This window comes from Thermosynechococcus sp. JY1331 (assembly GCF_031583475.1).
GTDB lineage: Bacteria > Cyanobacteriota > Cyanobacteriia > Thermosynechococcales > Thermosynechococcaceae > Thermosynechococcus.
The window spans coordinates 1,482,074-1,501,680 of the sequence record NZ_CP134180.1 but is presented as its reverse complement, the minus strand read 5'-3'; the positions used below and the strand labels follow the sequence as shown (position 1 = coordinate 1,501,680).

The window sequence follows — 19,607 nt, the reverse complement described above, 5'->3', positions numbered from 1 at the left end:
GAAACCTGTGCTGATATTGCCAGATAGCCTATGTTCTTGAGCGAATTAGCGCCCCTTGTCAAAGAGTTGAGCCAAAAACCCGTTGCCTTTATGGGCGGCTTTGTCTCTGGATTGTTGGGGTTGAGCCTTGATCAAAAGCCAGTCAGCGATTGGCTCAAGCAGTACGGCGACTATCAGCCCCCCAGCCCGCCGCCACCCCCCCCCAGTGACTTCAAGAGCATTCGAATTGAGTAAGGACACGAGCCACTGCCTGCCGTTGATCCCGTAGGGTCAGCCAGCGGTGGTAGGTTTGGGTATGAATCGCCACACTGTGTCCCATCATCCGTGCGGCAACGGTATCGGGTAAGCCATAGTGAATTGTGCGCACCGCCCACGCATGGCGCAAGTCATAGGGACGAAAGGGCAAGCCGTAGCGACGGAACTGTTGATTTACCCGCTGGCCAATGCGTTGGAGGGTTGTTTGGGTCAAATCCGTATTGATCCTCGGCAACTGGGGCGATCGCAAGCCAAACACCTCAACCCACTGGGGAGGAAAGGGCCACACCTGATGGCAACCTGTTTTGGTGGTTTCCTGCACCTCGATCATCCCTGCCGGGTCACCTGTGACGAGCCCACTTAAATCGCAGAAGAACACTTCATGATTGCGCAGGCCATAGGCCGCCATCAAGCCATAGACATAGCGCCACTGGGGATTGGGAATTTGCTGGTAGGCGGCTAGAATCTCCTCATCACTGGGTAACTCCCGTGGTTGGAGCGATCGCCGGGAATAGGTGCCCCAAAACTGAGCTAGGGGAATCGGTAACTCCACCCCTAGGAACCGACAAAACCCTTGAAAGGCGGTACAGGCCACCTGCCGTTGTCGCTTATCAGCGGGGATTTGCTGCAACAAGCCATAGATCAGTTCTGGTAATGAATGGTCGGGATGGGCAGCGGCGGCTTTGAGCAACTGACGCAGATAGGGCCCATAGGCCATCTCCCACGTAGTGCAGCTGCGATCTTGAGCCAGGAAGGCCGTTTCAAAGGCGGCAATTTGCTCTCCTAGGGATAACTCCCCAAGGCGCCCTAAGCCCTTGACCCGTTCATAGTCCTGCCAGCGAAAGGTGTTTTCCAGTAATTTGGCGGCAATGATTTTGGCTTCCTTTTCCGCTGCCTTAAGACCGCTGGGGGTGGCGGGTAACCCTAGACTTAAACGCTGTTGGTGGGGGCGGAGCCGATGGCTGCCCGGTCGTGGCGGCAGGGTACCCCTCAGGCTGAGACGTTGGCCGCGTTGTTCAATTTGCAGACCCAACTGCGCTAGTTTGAGGCGTTGATTGACCTGCTGAAGTTGTTGGTCAAGTTTCTGAGGGGACGTGGCCATTGCTGAGGGACTCAGAACTCAACTCGCTGCCGAAATGACCAAAACTGCGGCGAGGACGTTTTTTCCAAGGAATATCGAGAACCCCCGCTTGGGAGCGGCTACGACTGGACTTGTGCTCAACTTTGACGGGGCGATAGTCCGTGAGGATGCGCAGGCTATTCAGTTCGGCCAAGAGGGTGGCGCCATTGCTAATCAAGACGGCAATCACGGGGTGCAAGCTCAAAAAGACCCCCGCTAAAACCACACTGACATTGGGAATGACCACAAGGGCGATATTTTGATTGATAATGTTCATCACTTCTTGGCTGAGGGCGATCGCCTGCACTAGTCCCTCAAGGCGATTATTCATCAAGAGAAGATCTGCGGTTTGCCGCGCCGCATCACTGCCTTCAGAAAGGGTAATGGAAATATCAGCGTAGGCCATTGCTGCTGTATCATTGAAGCCTTCGCCCACATAGGCCACGACTTTTTCGCCACCATTTTTAAACTTCTCTAGAAGTTCAACTTTGTCCTCTGGCATTTTATTGGTATAGATTTGACCAAGACGAAAGCCAGTGGCATAGCCCACCGCATTGGCGACTTCGTGGTGATCTCCCGTCACCATATAGCACTCAATACCCCGCTGTTGCAGAGCGGCAATCACACTAGCGGCTTCAGAACGCACGGGGTTGCTATAGAACACCAGTGCCACCAGTTCACCATTACAGGCAACACAGACAAGGGAGCGGTTCCAAAGCACGCCTTCATGGGTGCGCAGTTCATCAAGATCAATGGGCACTTGGCGATCGCCCATCCATTGGGGTGTGCCCACCAAAATCTCTTGCCCCTCGACAGTTGCCGCAACTCCCTTACCCGGTTCATAGACCCAGTTGCTATAGGTTCCCCCCTCAATCCCGCGTTCAGCCGCATACTCAAGGATGGCAAGGGCAAAGGGGTGATTGATTGACTGTTCCACAGTTGCCAGCCAATAGAGCAGCGTTTGTTCACTCAGGCCGGGCTTGAGGAGATTGACCCCCACAATGGTTCCCTTCACTTCCGTCAGTGTGCCGGTTTTGTCAAAAACAATGACATTGACTCGTGAGAGGAGTTCAAGGGCGCGGCCATTGCGAAAATACACCCCGACATGGGGCGCATGGGTGAGGGCTGCCAAAATCGCAGTGGGAATGGTAATGCCAATCCCTGAGCCAAAGTCCAATTGCAGAGGGGCGATCGCCCGATGGGCATCCAAGGTGACCCCATAAACAATGGCAGCCACGCCCATTGCGGGCAAAATGGCTTGGTTCGAGATTTCCTCAGCGTAGTTTTCAATGCGAGTATCCAGTTGCGGCGCTTGGCGAGCCAGTTGCAGCGCTTTGCCCACCTGCGTCTCTTCACCAACGGCTTCAGCAACAACGCAAATTTGTCCCCGCACCACAAGGGAAGAGGCCAGCACCGTTTCTTCAGGTTCACAGGGCAATAGATCCGACTCTCCCGTGAGAAACTGCCGCTGAATCACGGCGGATCCCCAGAGCACGGTACCATCCACGGGCACCGCGGATCCGGCGGCCACAATCACGCGATCGCCCACCTGTAGCTCGCGCACAGAGACATTTTGGCGAGTGCCGCCCCGCTCTACCCAATAGGTGCGCTGTTGATCGAGGGGGTCAAAGACTTGGTTTTCCCCCACTTGAGCGGTCATATCCCGCAGTGACCCCCCCACTTGACCCATAAAGGCAGCTAACACCGGCGCCATGTATTCCCCTTGCAGCGTATGCAGAATCGTCCAGAGGGATTCCAGTTGGGTGACGTTGAGATGGCGGTGTTCGAGGCTCTCTAGGGCTTCTTGGAAGGTGGGCAGTGCCACAATCACAATCACAGTGGCGACAATGGCAGGGTAGAAGGGGGTTTGTACGGGTAGTAGCGCCACGATCGCCAGCGCCAAGGTGGGTAGCGCCATTTTCTCGATAAAGTAAGCGGTGTTCCAAGGGGAGTACACCAACTTATCAATGGGCAGCATCCCCGGTAAGGGTAAACGCTCATCTGCTGCGGCCTGAATCAATTGGCCAAAGCGGTGAAGGGGATTGTCAACTTCGGGACTGTATTGAACAATCAGGCTAGCGGCGGGCAAGTTAAGGCGAATTTGTTGCACACTGTCTTCTTGAACAAAGAGAGCTTGCAGTTGCCGCCCATAGCGATCGTCATATTGCAGGCGGGGAATCCGCAACCGCACTCGCCCCGGTAAGTGATGCACCACTTCGTAATGAACCCTTGCTGGCGGCGGGGAAAGCACAGTTGCAGTCATGATCAATTACCCCTAAGGATCGGTTAAGAAAAGGGCTGGGCGGAGCGATGGCCATGGGTCGGCGCACTAATGAGGTCATTGATATTCTGCTGCATGGTTAGGCAAATTGCATCCAAGGGCAGATCATTGAGGTCACGGCCAAAGGGATTTTCGATTTCGATGCCAATTTCTTCAACGCCAAAGAGGGTAAAGGCAATGAGTCCCACCATTAGGCCTGTCCACCACACGAGGTTATCCACCAGTTGAAAGGGTAGCAGCAAGCAATAGAGAAATAATAGCTGCTTGAGATGAATGGCATAGGCAAGGGGCATTGGTGTTTTCAAAATTCGCTCACAGGCACCCATGGCATCCACCAATTGCACCAGCAGTTCATCCATGTAAGTGAGTTGGTACAGGGACAGGGAGCCACAGCGGTGTTGGTGGTGCAGATAGTCCTCAATCCACAGGGCAATGCGCAAGGGGACATTTTGCACCGTTTGTAGCTCTTTGTATTGATGGGGCTTGAGCAGGGGTTCTAATTCGGCAAAGGATTCTCCTCGCAGGTGTTGCTTGGTGGCGATCGCAAACACCCCCACTAAATGAACGGCATCAATTTTGGCTTGGTGATCCTCCGGACTATTTTCGTCAATGGCAGTCCACATCAAGCGGGTTAGGCTGCGGGAATTATTCACAATGTTGCCCCACTGGCGGCGACCTTCCCAAAAGCGCTCATAGGCAGTGTTGGTGCGAAAGACGAGGAGCAACCCCAGCACAATCGAGGGAATGAGACTGCCTAGCACTGGCCAGTGGACATTGATCACATAAAGGTCGATCACCGTCACCAAGACGCCAAAGCCACCGCAAAAGAGCACTTCCGAAAGAATGGCCGGAATGACCGAGCCACGCAAACGCAGCGCCAGACGTAACCATTGCGGCGGTTGCAACAAAAACTTCGCCACGCCCGACCGATCTCGGGGTAATTGGCGTCTGAAGGGGTGAAAACCGAGGAAAGAGAAGCGGCTCATGAATACCAGTGGGCGATTCCCACCCCAATCTTTAGCACACTGGCGTGCTGAAACCGTGTTTTTACCGCAAAGAACAACCGAAGAGACTGCAAATCTTAAGAAAATCCGTTACCCCTTGCCATTCCCCGCAAGAAGTGTTAAGTTATATTAAGAACATGAAACACTTTGTAACAAACGGAGGACAAAAATGAGAAGCGGCAGCATTATTGATGAACAAGGCAAAATGAACAACTTTGCCATTGAACCCAAAATGTACGTGATGAGTGAGCCGCAGGCTGGGTTTACTCCCTATGCAGAACTCTTCAATGGTCGCTTGGCCATGATTGGCTTTATCTCCCTGCTGGCCTTGGAAGTGATTACGGGTCACGGTCTGATTGGCTTTTTGAATAGCCTCTAGGTCGTCGCTGCGCTCTTAGGCATATCCGTTCTTCAGCAGCCCTTGCGCCGTTAGAAAGAACAAACAACTCATGGAATGGGTCAGCCTGCCTCTTGGGGTGGGCTTTTTGCTTTTAGTCTTTAGATGAAACAGAGGTCAGTTTAGATCACTCCCAGCAGGAATCCCTAGAGCAAATTCTTGATTTATGTCGCAATTTCTACAGTAGAGTGCATTCACAGCTTCCCAGGAATTTCCAAAAGAGAGATGCCTAATTCCTTATTGCAGACAAAATGTACAGCGCAGGCTTAGCTGTGGCGGTATTGGTGCCATCGCCAAGCGTGATCAATGATTTGCTCGATGTCAGGGTACTGCGGCTGCCAACCTAAAATCTGACGGGCGCGATCGCTATTGGCAACGAGGATTGCAGCGTCTCCTGCTCGGCGATCGCCCTCAACGACTGGAATCGAACAACCTGTGACCCTCTGAGCGGCTTCAATAATTTGCCGCACCGAAAAGCCTTGGCCATTCCCCAAGTTAAAAATTTGTGAGTCGCCGCCACTCAGGAGGTACTTTAATCCCAGCACATGGGCTTGGGCTAGGTCCACCACGTGGATGTAGTCGCGAATGCAGGTGCCATCGGGAGTAGGGTAATCTGTGCCATAAATGCAGATGTGGGGGCGTCGTCCCATCGCCGCCTGCAACACTAGGGGAATCAAGTGGGTTTCTGGATGGTGATCTTCCCCTAAGCGGGAGTCGGGATCGGCGCCTGCGGCATTGAAATAGCGGAAAATTACCGACTTGAGGCCGTAGGCCCTGCCCATATCGGCAGCAATTTGCTCCACCATCCACTTGGAGCGCCCGTAGGGGTTAATGGGAGCACAGGGACAGGTTTCGCGAATCGGCACCTCTGAGGGCAAGCCATAGACGGCGGCTGTGGAGGAAAAGACAAAATAGGGAATCGCGGCGGCCACCATCGCCTGTAAGAGGGTCAGGGCACCATAAACATTATTTTGATAAAAGCGATCGGGGGAGCGGACAGACTCGCCCACTTCAATATAGGCAGCAAAGTGCATTACTGCCGTCACGGGATAGGTTTGAAAAATCCAATCTAAGAGGGAGCGATCGCCAATATGACCCACAATGAGTTCTGTTTTAAGAACAGACTCGACCAAATCGCGGTGCCCTCGCTCAAGGCTATCTAAAATCAGAACCTGAAAGCCGGCTTGCTGTAGTGCCAAAACGGTATGGCTGCCAATATAGCCCGCGCCCCCGGTGACCAGAATCAGCGGCGAATTATTACCATTATTAATTGTCATTAAAGTCCATCTGTTACACTAGGAAAGCTGCTACAAATTCTGCCATGACCAGTGACTTACACCATGAAATCACCCAAGAGGTGAAACGACGTCGTAATTTCGCCATTATCTCTCACCCGGATGCCGGGAAAACGACGCTGACGGAAAAGTTACTGCTCTACGGTGGGGCTATTCACGAGGCGGGAGCCGTCAAAGCACGACGGGCACAGCGGCAAGCCACCTCTGACTGGATGGAAATGGAGCAACAACGGGGGATTTCGATTACCTCGACGGTCTTGCAGTTTGAGTACCAAGGCTATCAGATTAACCTCTTGGATACCCCCGGCCACCAAGACTTTAGTGAAGATACCTATCGCACCCTTGCGGCGGCTGATAATGCCGTGATGCTGGTGGATGCGGCCAAGGGTTTAGAACCCCAAACCCGTAAGCTCTTTGAGGTGTGCCAACTGCGGGGTCTGCCGATTTTTACATTCATCAACAAGCTGGATCGGCCGGGGCGGGAACCCCTTGAACTGATTGATGAAATTGAACAGGAGCTGGGGCTGATTCCCTATCCTGTGAACTGGCCGCTGGGGATGGGCGATCGCTTTCGCGGCGTCTATGATCGCGTGCGCCGCAACTTTCACTTTTTTGAGCGCACGACCCACGGTAGCCGTGCTGCGGCGGAAACCATCCTTGCCCTTGGCGATCCGGCCATTGACGCCTACATTGAGCCCTATCGCTTGGAATATCACCAACTCAAGGACGAACTGGAACTGCTAGATGGGGTTGGTGCTGAACTTGACCTCAATTTGGTGCATCAGGGAAAAATGACTCCAGTCTTCTTTGGCAGTGCCATGACCAACTTTGGCGTGCGCCTGTTTCTGGAGCACTTTTTGACCTATGCGTTGCCACCCATGGCCTACAAGAGCGATCGCGGGGCGATTGATCCGACGCAGGAGCATTTCACTGGCTTTGTCTTTAAGCTGCAGGCCAATATGGATCCGAAACATCGCGATCGCGTCGCCTTTGTGCGGGTCTGTAGCGGCAAATTTGAAAAGGACATGACCGTCAACCATGCTCGCACCGGCAAAACCATCCGCCTTTCTCGTCCCCAAAAACTCTTTGCCCAAGGTCGCGAATCCCTTGAAACGGCCTATGCGGGCGATGTGATTGGCCTGAATAATCCAGGCATGTTTGCCATTGGCGACACCCTCTATGTCGGCCCCAAATTGGAATATGAAGGCATTCCCTGTTTTTCCCCAGAACTCTTTGCCTATCTGCGCAACCCCAACCCCTCCAAGTTCAAATCCTTCCAAAAAGGGGTGAATGAGCTACGGGAAGAGGGTGCCGTGCAAATCATGTACTCTACCGATGAATCGAAACGAGAACCGATTCTGGCGGCAGTTGGCCAATTGCAATTTGAAGTGGTGCAGTTTCGCCTATTAAACGAATACGGTGTGGAAACTCGTCTTGACCCTCTCCCCTATACCGTTGCGCGCTGGGTACTGGATGGTTGGGAAGCCCTCGCAGCCATTGGCCGCATCTTTAATGCTGTCACCGTCAAAGACAGTTGGGGACGGCCGGTGCTGCTCTTTAAGAATGAGTGGAATCTGCAACAGACAATGGCAGATCATCCCAAACTGCGCCTGAGCGCGATCGCCCCCCTTGCCGCTGTTGTGTCTGCCTAGCTGCCCCATGAGTAGTGTCTATACCCGTCCCCTTGCTCGTCTCATTGAGCAGTTGCAACGCCTGCCGGGCATTGGCCCCAAAACCGCCCAACGTCTTGCCCTTCACCTGATCAAACGTCCCGAGGCTGATATTCAAGCCTTGGCGCAAGCTCTCCTTGAAGCGAAACAGCAGGTGGGGCTTTGTTCCGTGTGCTTTCACCTCTCTGCCGAACCCGTGTGTGACATCTGTGCCTCCCCCCAGCGAGACAATCATCTCCTTTGTGTGGTGGCTGATTCCCGCGATGTCATTGCCATTGAAAAAACCCGCGAGTACCACGGCAAGTACCATGTCTTGGGCGGACTCATTTCGCCCCTAGAGGGCATCACCCCCGAACACCTGCACATTCAACCTCTGATTCAGCGCGCCAGCCAACCGCAGGTGCAAGAGGTGATCTTGGCCATCAACCCCAGTATTGAAGGGGAAACGACCACTCTCTATGTGGGGCAGCTGCTGCGGCCTTTTGTGAAGGTCACTCGCATTGCCTTTGGCCTACCGGTGGGCGGTGATCTCGACTATGCCGATGAAATGACCCTTGCCCGTGCCCTTGCCGGTCGCCGGGAAATTGAGTGGCAGTAGCTTAGTGCCCCCCCTGCAATCGCCGCAATGCCGTCACAATTTGGTGAATGGCTCGCTTCAGTTGCTCGACTTCTTGGTGTAACCGCTGGTTTTCCGCTTCCAAAGCGGCGAGGCGATTCTCATCCCCACCACTACCTGTTGCCGCTGGTTGCTGTTGCAGTTGCGCAACCGTTGCTTGGAGTTGGGCAAAGTCATTTGCCTTGACAGATTGCGCCTGCAAAGCTTGAATGGCACCTTCAAGGGCGGCCAGTTTGGCATAGACGGGGGTGAGATCCACAGCGACGGGAGCCGCTACTTCCGCAGGAGCTGCTGCTTTGACGGGTCTGGGCTTACGGGCTTTGCGAAAGGCCTCTTGAATTGCTGCTTCGAGTTGTTCTTTTTCAAAGGGCTTCTCAATGAACTCAAACCACTCAAAGGGTTCTTGGAGCTTTTCGGTGACCTCTTCCTTGCGCCCTGACATAATTACGAGGGGGATAGCGCCAAGGAGATCATTTTTCTCCAATTCTTGATAAACTTCCCAGCCACTCACCCTCGGCAGCAGAAAATCCAGCATGATCAACGTCGGCTCAGACTGCTCAATGAGTTGCAGCCCCTCACGGCCATCCTTGGCCTCAAGGATTTCGTAGTCGCCCTCTGGCAACATCTCGCGGACGCGCATCCGGATTACTTTACTGTCATCAATGACAATGACTTTGCGGCTAGTCACGGAAACACTCCATTCTATACAAGATTCCTATAGAGATTGTGAATAGAGGGCGGCAGTGGCATGACCACTACGTGATTTCAACCTTAGCATAGCCCTGTCTTTTGGAGTTGGCCACTCACCTTACACTGCGGCAAAGTGTCCCTGAACCCAAAAATTTGGGGTCAAAGACCCACCCTTGAGGGCAGCAGAATGTCACAATAGAAGTCTCACCCCTACTAAAGATTTGTTCGATACGTCACACGCTATGCCAGAGTTTGCTGCTGCCCCTATCCACCTTCCCAAAACCAGTGAATCGGAGCGGATCAAGCGTATTCGCCACACCACGTCCCATATTTTGGCAATGGCAGTCCAGAAGCTGTTTCCCAAGGCGCAGGTCACAATTGGTCCTTGGACTGAGAGTGGATTTTATTACGATTTTGACCACCCCGAACCCTTCAGCGAAAAAGACTTGAAGCTCATTGAAAAGGAGATGGTCAAGATCATTAAGCGCAAGTTGCCGGTGATCTGCGAGGAAGTGACCCGTGAGGAGGCCGAGCGCCGCATCCGGGAGCTAGGGGAACCCTACAAGCTGGAAATTCTCCAAGACCTCGAGGAGCCAATTACGATTTACCACTTGGGGGATGAGTGGTGGGATCTCTGTGCGGGACCCCACGTTGAAAATACGGGCGAGATTAACCCCAAGGCGATCGCCCTTGAAAGTGTTGCCGGTGCCTACTGGCGCGGCGATGAAACCAAAGCCCAACTGCAGCGCATCTACGGTACTGCTTGGGAAACCCCAGAACAACTGGCGGAATATAAACGCCGCAAAGAAGAAGCCCTGCGCCGTGACCACCGCAAACTGGGCAAAGAGCTGGGTCTCTTTATTTTCGCTGATCCTGTAGGACCAGGGCTACCCCTGTGGACTCCTAAGGGAACGATTCTGCGCTCAACCCTCGAGGAGTTTCTCAAAAAAGAGCAAATGAAGCGGGGATATCTACCGGTGGTGAGTCCGCACATTGCCCGTGTGGATCTATTTAAGACCTCTGGCCACTGGCAAAAGTACAAAGAGGATATGTTTCCCCTGATGGCCGAAGATGCTGAGGCGGCAGCCAACGAGCAGGGCTTTGTCCTCAAGCCAATGAACTGCCCCTTCCATATTCAAATCTATAAAAGTGAGCTGCGCTCCTACCGTGACTTGCCCCTACGGTTGGCGGAGTTTGGTACGGTTTATCGCTATGAGCAGTCCGGGGAATTGGGGGGCTTGACACGGGTGCGAGGTTTTACCGTTGATGACTCCCACCTTTTTGTCACGCCAGAGCAGTTGGATGCCGAGTTTTTGAATGTGGTTGATCTCATTCTCTCGGTCTTTCGCTGTCTGCGTTTAAATAAATTCAAGGCACGGCTGAGCTTCCGCGATCCCAAATCCGACAAGTACATTGGCTCCGATGAGGCTTGGTCAAAGGCGGAGTCAGCAATTCAGCGAGCGGTAGAACAGTTGGGCATGGAGCATTTCTTGGGGATTGGGGAGGCTGCCTTCTATGGGCCGAAACTAGACTTTATCTTTGAGGATGCTCTCGGTCGCGAGTGGCAGTTGGGAACGGTTCAGGTGGACTACAATTTGCCTGAGCGCTTTGATTTGGAATACGTCGCTGAGGACAATACCCGCCGCCGACCGGTGATGATTCACCGTGCCCCCTTTGGCTCGCTGGAGCGGCTCATTGGTATCCTCATTGAGGAGTATGCGGGGGATTTCCCCTTTTGGCTGGCACCCGAGCAAGTGCGCCTGTTGCCCGTGGGAGATGAGCAACGCCCCTATGCCGAACGTGTGGCCGCTCAACTGCGAGAGCAGGGCATCCGCGTGAGTGTGGATCGCACGGGCGATCGCCTCGGCAAACAGATTCGCAACGCCGAAACTCAGAAAATTCCCGTGATGGGCATTGTGGGTGCCAAGGAAGTCGAAAGCGAGACCGTGAGTATCCGCACCCGTGCTGCAGGCGATGTCGGCGCCTTGTCTGTTGAACAACTCATCGAGAAACTGACATCGGCAGTGAATGCAATGGATGCCGAGATTCAGTGGCAGTAGGCCGAGCCTTCTGGCGAATAGGGAGTATAAGCAGAAGTGTTAAATCCGCAAACGAAGCTTAATGTCCCCGTTGCGGGAATTGTTGCGTCATCCTACAACTAAAGGATTATCCTCCTTCGTAAGGGTGTTCTCTAGCACCCAGCCCAGCTTTTGCTGCTGTAGTCCCATCAGCTGAGATTTTTAAGTGTGACACGAAGTCTCAGCCAAGTGATAGGCTAGGGCTTGCTGTTGCATCGTTCGAAAAATGTTGTAAAAGCCATTGGCTCGCGAGGGGGTTAAGCTGACATTCAGTCCGGTTTGCTGAATAAAGTCAGGTTTTAACTGGAGGATTTCTGCAGGTGTCAACCCACTCAACCCTTCAACCAATAGCCCCACTAATCCCTTCGTCACTTGAGCGTCAGAATCCCCCTGAAAAATCACCTTGCCCTGCTCTAAAGAGGCCATCACGTACACTTGGGAGACACAGCCGGGTACGCGGTTGGCGGCAACCTTCTGCTCCTCAGGAAATGGCGGCAGGCGCTTTGCAAAGCTCAGCAAGTATTCATAGCGCCGCTTTGGATCTGAGATCTGTTGGAACCGCTGAACAATGCGATCGAGGGAAGCCGGTAAAGGCTGGCAGGCGGAGGGCATATTTACCTAGAAGAACGCTGCTGAGAAAAATGATAACTATTTCTCATTTTAGCCTCAGCAGTTGCACAATAACGGCAGCAGTCAACCTAGGGGCAGCTTTTCATACCAATAGACCGCCGTGCTCTTACCCTTAACTCATAACTTGTGTTAGCCTTGAATGTACTCACTCGGTTCTGGTGGGGATCAGCCATCAGACGCAAGGGGGAAAGTGCAGTGCAAATCTGCCGCTGTCCCGCAGCTGTGATGAGAGGCACTACTCTCTCAGTCAGAATGCCCGCCGAGTTGTGAATGTCGTTATGCCAACATCTGCGAGGTACAGATGATGTTCTTCATGCTTCAATTTTCATTAATTTGCCTAGGTAAAGAACCCCCCTACCGCCCTTTTCTGGCAACGTTGCTGCCGTTGCTGTAGCACAAGTGATTTTGGAGATTTTCAAGCACCTACAAGCACTTAGACAAGGGGTTGCTCTTGCAGTGACCCACGTTAGGTTCTGCTGATGATGCTGGAAGTGCACTGCCTGTTGGGCTGAAAACAGCCATCTTGCTTTGTCTATTGAGAGAACTGTCAAAACTCAGGGTACTACAACAATGATCATTCAGACTGCAACGCTGGGCTACCCCCGTATTGGTAAAAATCGTGAGCTGAAAAAGGCATTGGAAGCCTTTTGGAATGGCAAATACAATCAAGAAAATTTAACACAAACAGTTCAAGAGATTGAATTGGCAAATTGGCAAACGCAACTGCAGGCTGGCATTGATCGTATTGGCGTTGGCGATACCAGTCTTTACGATCCCGTCCTTGACTGGAGTGTCCGCCTCGGTCTCATCCCACAGCGGTATCAAGCCTTGACAGGGCTGGAGCAATACTTTGCAATGGCTCGTGGCAAAGAGGGGATTCCAGCTCTTGAGATGACCAAATGGTTTGACACCAACTATCACTACTTGGTCCCCGAAATGAGTCAGCCTCTTCAGGCAGCGGACTTTAGTGATTTTCTGGGGATCATCGATCGTGCCCAAAGGGTCTTGGGCGATCGCGCCGTTCCCATAGTGCTAGGGCCTTTAACCCTGCTACGGCTGAGTCGGCTGCAGATGAATCTAGAGGAAGCGTTGTCTTGCCTAGTGGAGCGCTATCTTATCCTGTTGGCTGAATTGAAGAACCGAGGGGTGGTTGAGGTACAAATCCACGAACCTGCCTTGGTTTTTGGGGACACCAACAACTTCAGGGAATTGTATGAATCAACATTTGATGCGCTCTGTCAAGTTGGCTTGCCGATTTACCTAGTGACCTACTTTGATGATCTCGGCGCTGCCTATCCTTGGGTGGTGACGTTGCCCGTAGCCGGCATTAGTCTAGATTTTACCCGTGGGCAGAACTTGGCATTATTGCAGCAGTATGGTTTCCCAAGGGATAAACAGCTGGGAGTGGGTATTGTGGATGCCCGAAACATTTGGAAAATTTGCCCAGAACCTGTCGTGTCAACCTTAGCAGCGATTCAGGGTATCACAACTAATATCCGGTTGCACCCCTCAGCCTCTTTACAATTCGTCCCCTACGATGCAGCACGAGAAGTGAAGTTACCAGAGCCATTGCGGCGGGTGTTGAGTTTTGCCGAACAAAAGTTGGATGAGGTGGTGCTATTGGCACAGACGCTGCAGGAGAGTCCCAAAGCCCTTGCCCAGCACCCCCAATTGGCAGAGATTGAAGCCCAGTGGCAGGCCTTTAAGGAATTTAGGCCTGTGAATCCAGTGGTACAACAGCGGTTGCGCAATTTAACCGTCAACGATCTGGAACGGGCTATGCCCTATGAACAACGCCGCCAACTGCAGCCCACCTTACCGCTCTTTCCGACAACTACCATTGGTTCTTTTCCGCAAACCCCAGAAGTGCGGCAATTGCGGGTGAAGCTCAAGCGCGGAGAAATCACCCTTGCTGAGTACCAAGCAGCAATTGATGCTGAAATTGCCAAATGCATTCGATTGCAGGAAGAAATTGGCCTAGATGTATTGGTGCATGGCGAGTTTGAACGCACCGACATGGTGGAATTCTTTGGCCAGAAGCTCACTGGTTTTGCCTTTACTGAACACGGCTGGGTGCAAAGCTATGGCAGTCGCTGTGTGCGTCCACCCATTATTTATGGGGATGTAGCGCGAACCGAGCCAATGACGGTGCGAGAGTTTAAGGTGGCGCAATCGTTGACACAAAAAATCGTCAAGGGTATGCTGACGGGGCCGGTAACAATGATTAACTGGTCTTTTACCCGCACCGATATTCCGCGTAGCGAACAGGCGATGCAGATTGCCTTGGCTCTACGGGATGAAGTGGCCGATTTAGAAGCTGCTGGGGCAAAGATTATCCAGATTGATGAACCCGCTTTACGGGAAGGATTACCCCTCAAGCCGGAACGTTGGCAGGAGTACTTGGCTTGGGCCGTCGATGCGTTTCGGTTGGCGGCTGGTGTGGCTAAGCCAGAAACCCAAATTCATACCCACATGTGCTATTCGGAGTTTGGCGACATTATTCAACATATCGAGCGCCTAGATGCAGATGTGTTGTCCATTGAAAATAGCCGCAGTAACAATGAAACGCTGTTTGAAATTACTGATGCCGGCTATCAACAGCAGGTGGGCAATGGTGTTTATGATGTTCATAGTCCGGCAGTTCCCACTGTTGAGCAGATGGTGCAGCAGCTGGAGACTGCGATCGCCCATCTACCCAGTGACCAGATTTGGGTTAACCCAGACTGCGGTCTGAAAACCCGTCGCTGGGAGGAAGTGATTCCCTCACTGAAAAACATGGTGGCCGCCGCCCAGCAATTGCGAGGGGCTCGTCTTACCAACTGAGGATCGGTTGTTGCTGCCAGCGCACCGTTGCCCCCTTAAAATCGCAGGAGTTTTCCACCACTCAAAACTGCGTTTCCATTCCTGCGATTGGCGGGGCAATGCTTGTAAGCAGGCTGCCCCATGCCTAAAGACCTGCTCCATGATTGGTAGGGGCACCTGACCTCGGCTGATGGGACATCCGCATGAGTGTGGATCGTACGGGCGATCGCTAGGTCAACAAATCCGCAATGCTGAAACCTAGAAAATTCCTGTGATGGGCATTGTGGGTGCCAAGGAAGTCGAAAGCGAGACCGTGAGTATCCGCACCCGTGCAGCGGGAGATGTCGGCGCTTTCCCTGTTAAGGAACTGGTTGAAAAACTCACCTCTGCCATGACTGCGATTGATGCTGATATTCAGTGGCAATAGTGGGCAATTGATCTACAGGGCAGTTGACCTCACCTTTAATAGTTTGTCAAAATGAGCGGCGAGTGGTTCTCGCGATCGCGTAGCGTACCCTTTGGGTAATCGCTCTAATCAATTCTCTAGGGAACAGAATGACTGAAACACCGATTTCACCAACAACGGTTTTGCAACAACTGCAATGGCGCTACGCCACGAAGAAATTTGACCCCAATCGCAAAATTCCTGCGGATCTGTGGCAAACACTTCTACAAAGTCTGGTACTGGCTCCTTCTTCCTTTGGCCTGCAACCGTGGAAGTTTTACGTCATTGAGACGCCTGCGCTACGCCAAGCCCTGCTCCCCCACACTTGGAATCAACGGCAGGTGGTGGATGCCTCCCACTTAGTGGTATTTGCCATTAAAACCAATCTCAATGCTACGGACGTCGATCGCTACCTTGCACGGCAAGCGGAAGTCCACCAAACCGCAGTGGAAAATCTGCAAAAGTATGGGGACTTGGTCAAGGGCTTTTTGCAGTCACCCCCCTACCCCCTCAATGTTGATGAATGGTCAACCCGCCAAGTCTATATTGCTTTGGGTCAGTTTATGGTGACGGCGGCGCTGCTGGGCATTGACACCTGCCCGATGGAGGGTTTCTTGCCCCAAGAATATGATCGCCTTCTCGGTCTACCTGCCCAAGATTATCATGCCGTCGTTCTATGTGCAGCGGGCTATCGAGCGGCCGATGACAACTATGCGACTTTGCCCAAGGTACGCTATCCCCTAGAGGCAGTTGTGGAAGTGCGCTAAGGTTCACGAATTGACCCCGCTGGACATAGGCTAAGCTAGAAATAGCTCGGTACAAACGTTTGTATGTCTTTGCACACCGATGATCCCATTGACCACAATTTAGTTGATTTAGAAATCGTTCCCGCCAAAGAAGAAGAGCGCTCTGAACCCACCAACATTATTATTCGCGAGATGGGCATTGACGACATTGCCCCTGTATTTCACCTTGGTGAGGAACTCTTCACCAGTGATCTGTATCCCTCGCTGTATCGCATCTGGGATGAGTGGGAGGTTATTGGTTTCTACAACACCGATCCCGAATACTGTCTGGTGGCCGAAGCCGACTCGCAAGTGGCAGGGTTTATCTTAGGCACAATTATTAGCAAAGCCCCTTGGGTCTATGGCTACATTAACTGGCTGGGGGTACATCCGCAGTATCAACGGCGGGGGATTGCCGACAAGCTCGTAGATAAGCTCATTGAACGCATGATTGAGGAGGGGGCGCGATTTATGCTGGTGGATACCGATCCGGCCAACACGCCCGCAGTGAAGTTTTTTACCCGTAAGGGCTTTGGCAATCCGCGGCGGCATGTCTTTTTTTCGTTAAACTTAACCAAGCACGAAATCTATGGCCGGCTGATTGCCTACGAGCGCGATCGCTCCGAGCGGTTGACCTATCGCCGTCCCCGCCGCCGCTAGAAAGCGGAAATCTAGATAGTCGTTCCTTGGAGGTGTCTGCCCTGGTGACTCTTTCTTCTGCCCCCTCAGATGAGATTCCTGTTCCTGCCCACATCCATTACGAGTTAGCGCTGCAAATTTTGGAACAGGTCTCGTTGCCCGCCCTCCCTCCCCACTCCAGTGGTTACCAGCAACTCCATAGTGCGGTCATTCATCTGCGCAAAGCCCTGCGGCTGCAAAAGCAGTTTGAGGAGGAATGGCAATTGAGAGGTGGCAGTGTGGAGTACCAATGGTCGCTGAATCGCGATCGCCCCCCAGCTCAGAGCAAGTAACCCAATCCCAAGAGCAAGCTACTCCAAAAATGCAGTTGCACCGCAATAAATTTCGAGTTCTTGATCTGCTCAGGGACACTGTGAAATTGCGCCATCCGCTGGCACAAATAAATCGCCCAAGGCAGTGAACTCAAAGCCAGCAGTGTTAGCCATGGCAGGATTCCCCATGCGACACTGGCCAGCAACACCCCATAAAAAAGACCACAGGCACCATAGACCAGTTGAGCACTGCGAGCCGTCCCTAAGCGCACGACCGGCGAACGTTTGCCAGCGGCTAGATCATCGGCCACTTGGTGAAAGTGGGAGCAAAAAAGAATCAGTGTTGTCGTTAGACCATTGAGGATAGCCACTGGCCAAATACTAGGGCTAAAGGTTTGCACTTGGCTATAGTAGGCAGCAGCGATCGCCAAAGGTCCAAAGCAGATAAAACAAATCGGCTCCCCCAAGCCCAAATAGCCCAAACGAAAGGGCGGGCCTTGGTAGCTATAGCCTAGGGCACAGCAGAGCAATACCAACCCTAAAACCGTTGCATCCTGTTGCAACCAACTAATGGCCGCAATCCCCAGTAGCCCCAAGAGTAAGCAGAGGTTGCTCAGCCAGAAGATGAGTTGCTTTTTGCCCGTGAGATTGACGACCGAATGGTACTTGTGGCGATCGATCCCCGTTTCGGCATCAAACACATCATTACTGAGATTCAGCCAAACCAAAATCAGCACTGCCGCTGTCAGAAACAACCCAAAAGGCCACCAGTGCACCCTTCCCGTTTCGGCGATCGCCACCGCCGTGCCCAACCAAATGGGCATCACTGCCACACTGTACATGGGCAGTTTAATCGCCGCCCACCACAAACGGGAGCGATCTATCGATTCTGACGGACTAGCCATCTCACCCATACTTGAGTCACCTTCGTCAGCATATCATTGCCGCTCCTGTCCATAGATCGCTTGTTTCGCTGCCCAAATGGCCTGCCGCAACGCTGGATTATTCAGCTTATAGCTATAGATGCCCAAGTCCCGCGCTAAGGCCACCAGTTGTGGGCGAGTCAGCCGCTCTAGCTCCGCGATCGTCAGCGTTTCGATAGTGGGTTGAGGCGGACACAGTCGGCGTTCAAGGGCGGCCACTTGCTGTTCTAGGGCACTCAGTCGCTGCAAAACTGTGGGACAGGCCATCTCCGTCGGCTGAAGAGATTGTTGCAAAATTTTACGAATTGCCTTACTAAGGGAACCGCATCCCTGCTGGACTTGCCAGCGTTGGAGTTGGCCATAGAGTTCAGCATCTAAACGAACCGTGATCTTTTTGTGGGGCATGCCTGAAATTCTAAAAAAAACCGACAAACTTACCTACAGTCTGTCGGCTCGTTGTGTGTTCCCTGTTGATGACTCGGATAGTACTGAGTCACTATTTAGTATGACCCATCCCCCGATAGAATGACTGTGACGATGATCACAATTTAGCCGCCTTTTATTGCGTTTCACCAAATTCTCTCATTAGACTTTCCAAATTCCCTATGACCTCTCCCCTAGACGGTACGATTATTTTGCCCGGCAACCCCCTGAGCGTCCCCCTACGGCGGCGTTTACTCCATGTGAATGGGATAGGGAGCGATGCTGCCAAGCAACGGCGGGATTTGAACCGCCTTGCCGAACTCACAGCGACTTATCCTTTAGAAATTCGGGGCATTCACAATCAGACCCATGGCTTCCAAGCGGATCTCTTGGAAAGTTTCCTCGGTAAGGCAGAACTCTACCGTTTTTGGCTCCAGACCCCAGCCCCAGACCCCAGCAAAGATCGCCGCTATGAGTATGCCAAACTCCTTAGCCAACTGGTGAGCAAAGACCTTGCCGATGATGCCGATATTCTAGCGATCGCCCAACCGAGCCAACTGCAACAGCGCCCCCTCGATATCAATAGCACCGCTGACTTAACGAAACTCCTTGACCTCTCGTTCCTACAAAAATTAGGCTGGGGGGATTTTGTCCAGTATCTCTACGGTGCCTTTCCAGCCGGCGCGCCGCGTCCCACCCTGCGGTTGGCCTATGAAATCGTCAAGGGGTTACAAGCGGGAGCCGAATTGTACCTTGTCGCCCATAGTCAAGGGTTAATTATTACTGCCCTTGCCTGCCACATTGTCCGCCAATTGCTGCTGCCACAAACGAAATGGATGGAGATGGTTCATCTCATTGGCTATGGCCCGGCCATTTTCTTTGCGGATTTACCGCCAGAGCTACAGCCGCGAACCATCCTAATTCAACACCGTCAAGATGTGGTGGCCGAAACCCTGAGCAATCTTCGCAATGTCGATCTGTGGACTAACTTGCAAACCCAGATGGAAAAAGCCATTCACTACGCTGATGATCTGTTGAAAGTGCTCGGTCAAGATAGCCACCACTCTGCCAGTTTCTATTTGGGGTTACAGGACAGCCCCAGCAGCCGGCGATCGGCAGAACTGATACAAATTTTATTAACCCAAAGCTGGACAGCCACCCCCAGTCTTGCCGTCCTTGGGGGCACACGGCTGATCCTTGAACTTTAGCGGATGAGTGGCAGAAGCGGCTATCCTAGTAGAGA

General features: G+C 52.7%; 18 protein-coding genes, 1 pseudogene and 1 riboswitch. Of the genes and pseudogenes, 11 read left to right on the top strand and 8 right to left on the bottom strand.

Annotated features, from left to right (window positions below):
- The first annotated feature begins 30 nt into the window (after positions 1 to 30).
- A complete protein-coding gene (locus RHJ31_RS07225) occupies positions 31 to 234 on the top strand; it encodes a hypothetical protein (RefSeq protein WP_011058047.1) in 204 nt (67 codons plus the stop codon).
- On the opposite strand, the gene RHJ31_RS07220 is transcribed toward RHJ31_RS07225, so the two are convergent.
- The 3 genes from RHJ31_RS07220 to RHJ31_RS07210 are packed head-to-tail and all read right to left on the bottom strand — an operon-like array spanning position 212 to position 4,642.
- Positions 212 to 1,357 (bottom strand): tyrosine-type recombinase/integrase, encoded by a 1,146-nt coding sequence (locus RHJ31_RS07220; protein ID WP_302676122.1) that lies wholly within the window; start codon positions 1,355 to 1,357, stop codon positions 212 to 214. The two genes, RHJ31_RS07225 and RHJ31_RS07220, sit on opposite strands and share 23 nt — an antisense overlap.
- On the bottom strand, positions 1,332 to 3,638 hold the full coding sequence (locus tag RHJ31_RS07215; RefSeq protein WP_302676121.1) for a heavy metal translocating P-type ATPase: 2,307 nt from the start codon (positions 3,636 to 3,638) through the stop codon (positions 1,332 to 1,334). Before RHJ31_RS07215 ends, RHJ31_RS07220 begins: the two co-directional genes overlap by 26 nt.
- A 23-nt stretch (positions 3,639 to 3,661) precedes the next feature.
- Positions 3,662 to 4,642 carry a bestrophin family protein gene (locus RHJ31_RS07210; RefSeq protein ID WP_302676120.1) on the bottom strand — a complete coding sequence of 327 codons (981 nt, stop codon included), beginning with the start codon at positions 4,640 to 4,642 and terminating at the stop codon, positions 3,662 to 3,664.
- Between the two features lie 187 nt (positions 4,643 to 4,829).
- Here RHJ31_RS07210 and RHJ31_RS07205 point away from each other — a divergent pair, with 187 nt between their 5' ends.
- Positions 4,830 to 5,039, top strand: a complete 210-nt coding sequence (locus tag RHJ31_RS07205) for a chlorophyll a/b-binding protein (protein ID WP_302676119.1) — start codon at positions 4,830 to 4,832, stop codon at positions 5,037 to 5,039.
- A 284-nt stretch (positions 5,040 to 5,323) separates the two neighbouring features.
- Here the strand turns inward: RHJ31_RS07205 and galE are convergent, their stop codons facing one another.
- On the bottom strand, positions 5,324 to 6,334 hold the full coding sequence (galE, locus tag RHJ31_RS07200; RefSeq protein WP_302676118.1) for a UDP-glucose 4-epimerase GalE: 1,011 nt from the start codon (positions 6,332 to 6,334) through the stop codon (positions 5,324 to 5,326).
- 44 nt (positions 6,335 to 6,378) lie between these two features.
- Here galE and RHJ31_RS07195 point away from each other — a divergent pair, with 44 nt between their 5' ends.
- Positions 6,379 to 8,004, top strand: coding sequence for a peptide chain release factor 3 (locus RHJ31_RS07195; RefSeq protein ID WP_206199798.1), 1,626 nt, complete (start codon positions 6,379 to 6,381; stop codon positions 8,002 to 8,004).
- Positions 8,005 to 8,011: 7 nt separating this feature from the next.
- Positions 8,012 to 8,620, top strand: coding sequence for a recombination mediator RecR (recR, locus tag RHJ31_RS07190; protein WP_206199797.1), 609 nt, complete (start codon positions 8,012 to 8,014; stop codon positions 8,618 to 8,620).
- A gap of 166 nt (positions 8,621 to 8,786) precedes the next feature.
- Here the strand turns inward: recR and RHJ31_RS07185 are convergent.
- Positions 8,787 to 9,326, bottom strand: a pseudogene (locus RHJ31_RS07185) (response regulator); the annotation flags it as partial.
- Positions 9,327 to 9,570: 244 nt separating this feature from the next.
- Between RHJ31_RS07185 and thrS the strand changes: the two are divergent.
- On the top strand, positions 9,571 to 11,388 hold the full coding sequence (thrS, locus tag RHJ31_RS07180) for a threonine--tRNA ligase (RefSeq protein ID WP_302676116.1): 1,818 nt from the start codon (positions 9,571 to 9,573) through the stop codon (positions 11,386 to 11,388).
- 180 nt (positions 11,389 to 11,568) lie between these two features.
- On the opposite strand, the gene RHJ31_RS07175 is transcribed toward thrS, so the two are convergent.
- Positions 11,569 to 12,018 carry a SufE family protein gene (locus RHJ31_RS07175; RefSeq protein WP_302676115.1) on the bottom strand — a complete coding sequence of 150 codons (450 nt, stop codon included), beginning with the start codon at positions 12,016 to 12,018 and terminating at the stop codon, positions 11,569 to 11,571.
- Positions 12,019 to 12,169: 151 nt separating this feature from the next.
- A riboswitch (cobalamin riboswitch) is annotated at positions 12,170 to 12,315 on the top strand.
- Between the two features lie 291 nt (positions 12,316 to 12,606).
- Here RHJ31_RS07175 and metE point away from each other — a divergent pair.
- The 5 genes from metE (at position 12,607) to RHJ31_RS07150 (ending at position 17,039) form a co-directional block, all read left to right on the top strand.
- Positions 12,607 to 14,859 (top strand): 5-methyltetrahydropteroyltriglutamate--homocysteine S-methyltransferase, encoded by a 2,253-nt coding sequence (metE, locus tag RHJ31_RS07170; RefSeq protein ID WP_302676114.1) that lies wholly within the window; start codon positions 12,607 to 12,609, stop codon positions 14,857 to 14,859.
- A 253-nt stretch (positions 14,860 to 15,112) separates the two neighbouring features.
- A complete protein-coding gene (locus RHJ31_RS07165) occupies positions 15,113 to 15,265 on the top strand; it encodes a His/Gly/Thr/Pro-type tRNA ligase C-terminal domain-containing protein (RefSeq protein WP_255521535.1) in 153 nt (50 codons plus the stop codon).
- Between the two features lie 128 nt (positions 15,266 to 15,393).
- Positions 15,394 to 16,050 carry an NAD(P)H-dependent oxidoreductase gene (locus RHJ31_RS07160; protein WP_302676112.1) on the top strand — a complete coding sequence of 219 codons (657 nt, stop codon included), beginning with the start codon at positions 15,394 to 15,396 and terminating at the stop codon, positions 16,048 to 16,050.
- A 171-nt stretch (positions 16,051 to 16,221) separates the two neighbouring features.
- Positions 16,222 to 16,728: a GNAT family N-acetyltransferase gene (locus RHJ31_RS07155; RefSeq protein ID WP_225901709.1), complete on the top strand. Its 507-nt coding sequence runs from the start codon at positions 16,222 to 16,224 to the stop codon at positions 16,726 to 16,728.
- A 44-nt stretch (positions 16,729 to 16,772) separates the two neighbouring features.
- Positions 16,773 to 17,039, top strand: coding sequence for a DUF5340 domain-containing protein (locus RHJ31_RS07150; RefSeq protein WP_206199789.1), 267 nt, complete (start codon positions 16,773 to 16,775; stop codon positions 17,037 to 17,039).
- Here RHJ31_RS07150 and menA read toward each other — a convergent pair.
- Positions 17,027 to 17,923, bottom strand: coding sequence for a 2-carboxy-1,4-naphthoquinone phytyltransferase (menA, locus tag RHJ31_RS07145; protein WP_302677801.1), 897 nt, complete (start codon positions 17,921 to 17,923; stop codon positions 17,027 to 17,029). The genes RHJ31_RS07150 and menA overlap by 13 nt on opposite strands.
- A 33-nt stretch (positions 17,924 to 17,956) precedes the next feature.
- Positions 17,957 to 18,346 (bottom strand): hypothetical protein, encoded by a 390-nt coding sequence (locus RHJ31_RS07140; RefSeq protein ID WP_302676111.1) that lies wholly within the window; start codon positions 18,344 to 18,346, stop codon positions 17,957 to 17,959.
- Between the two features lie 200 nt (positions 18,347 to 18,546).
- Here RHJ31_RS07140 and RHJ31_RS07135 point away from each other — a divergent pair, with 200 nt between their 5' ends.
- The gene (locus RHJ31_RS07135; RefSeq protein WP_302676110.1) at positions 18,547 to 19,572 is read left to right on the top strand and encodes a hypothetical protein; all 1,026 of its coding nucleotides are present in this window, start codon (positions 18,547 to 18,549) and stop codon (positions 19,570 to 19,572) included.
- Positions 19,573 to 19,607: the final 35 nt, after the last annotated feature.

Coding starts and splice junctions, on each gene's coding strand:
- galE (WP_302676118.1), bottom strand. CDS start 6,334: ATGACAATTAATAATGGTAATAATTCGCCGCTGATTCTGGTCACCGGG.
- RHJ31_RS07135 (WP_302676110.1), top strand. CDS start 18,547: ATGACCTCTCCCCTAGACGGTACGATTATTTTGCCCGGCAACCCCCTG.
- RHJ31_RS07140 (WP_302676111.1), bottom strand. CDS start 18,346: ATGCCCCACAAAAAGATCACGGTTCGTTTAGATGCTGAACTCTATGGC.
- thrS (WP_302676116.1), top strand. CDS start 9,571: ATGCCAGAGTTTGCTGCTGCCCCTATCCACCTTCCCAAAACCAGTGAA.
- RHJ31_RS07215 (WP_302676121.1), bottom strand. CDS start 3,638: ATGACTGCAACTGTGCTTTCCCCGCCGCCAGCAAGGGTTCATTACGAA.
- RHJ31_RS07165 (WP_255521535.1), top strand. CDS start 15,113: ATGGGCATTGTGGGTGCCAAGGAAGTCGAAAGCGAGACCGTGAGTATC.
- RHJ31_RS07220 (WP_302676122.1), bottom strand. CDS start 1,357: ATGGCCACGTCCCCTCAGAAACTTGACCAACAACTTCAGCAGGTCAAT.
- RHJ31_RS07210 (WP_302676120.1), bottom strand. CDS start 4,642: ATGAGCCGCTTCTCTTTCCTCGGTTTTCACCCCTTCAGACGCCAATTA.
- menA (WP_302677801.1), bottom strand. CDS start 17,923: ATGGCTAGTCCGTCAGAATCGATAGATCGCTCCCGTTTGTGGTGGGCG.
- RHJ31_RS07175 (WP_302676115.1), bottom strand. CDS start 12,018: ATGCCCTCCGCCTGCCAGCCTTTACCGGCTTCCCTCGATCGCATTGTT.
- RHJ31_RS07160 (WP_302676112.1), top strand. CDS start 15,394: ATGACTGAAACACCGATTTCACCAACAACGGTTTTGCAACAACTGCAA.
- RHJ31_RS07195 (WP_206199798.1), top strand. CDS start 6,379: ATGACCAGTGACTTACACCATGAAATCACCCAAGAGGTGAAACGACGT.
- metE (WP_302676114.1), top strand. CDS start 12,607: ATGATCATTCAGACTGCAACGCTGGGCTACCCCCGTATTGGTAAAAAT.
- RHJ31_RS07155 (WP_225901709.1), top strand. CDS start 16,222: ATGGGCATTGACGACATTGCCCCTGTATTTCACCTTGGTGAGGAACTC.
- RHJ31_RS07225 (WP_011058047.1), top strand. CDS start 31: ATGTTCTTGAGCGAATTAGCGCCCCTTGTCAAAGAGTTGAGCCAAAAA.
- recR (WP_206199797.1), top strand. CDS start 8,012: ATGAGTAGTGTCTATACCCGTCCCCTTGCTCGTCTCATTGAGCAGTTG.
- RHJ31_RS07205 (WP_302676119.1), top strand. CDS start 4,830: ATGAGAAGCGGCAGCATTATTGATGAACAAGGCAAAATGAACAACTTT.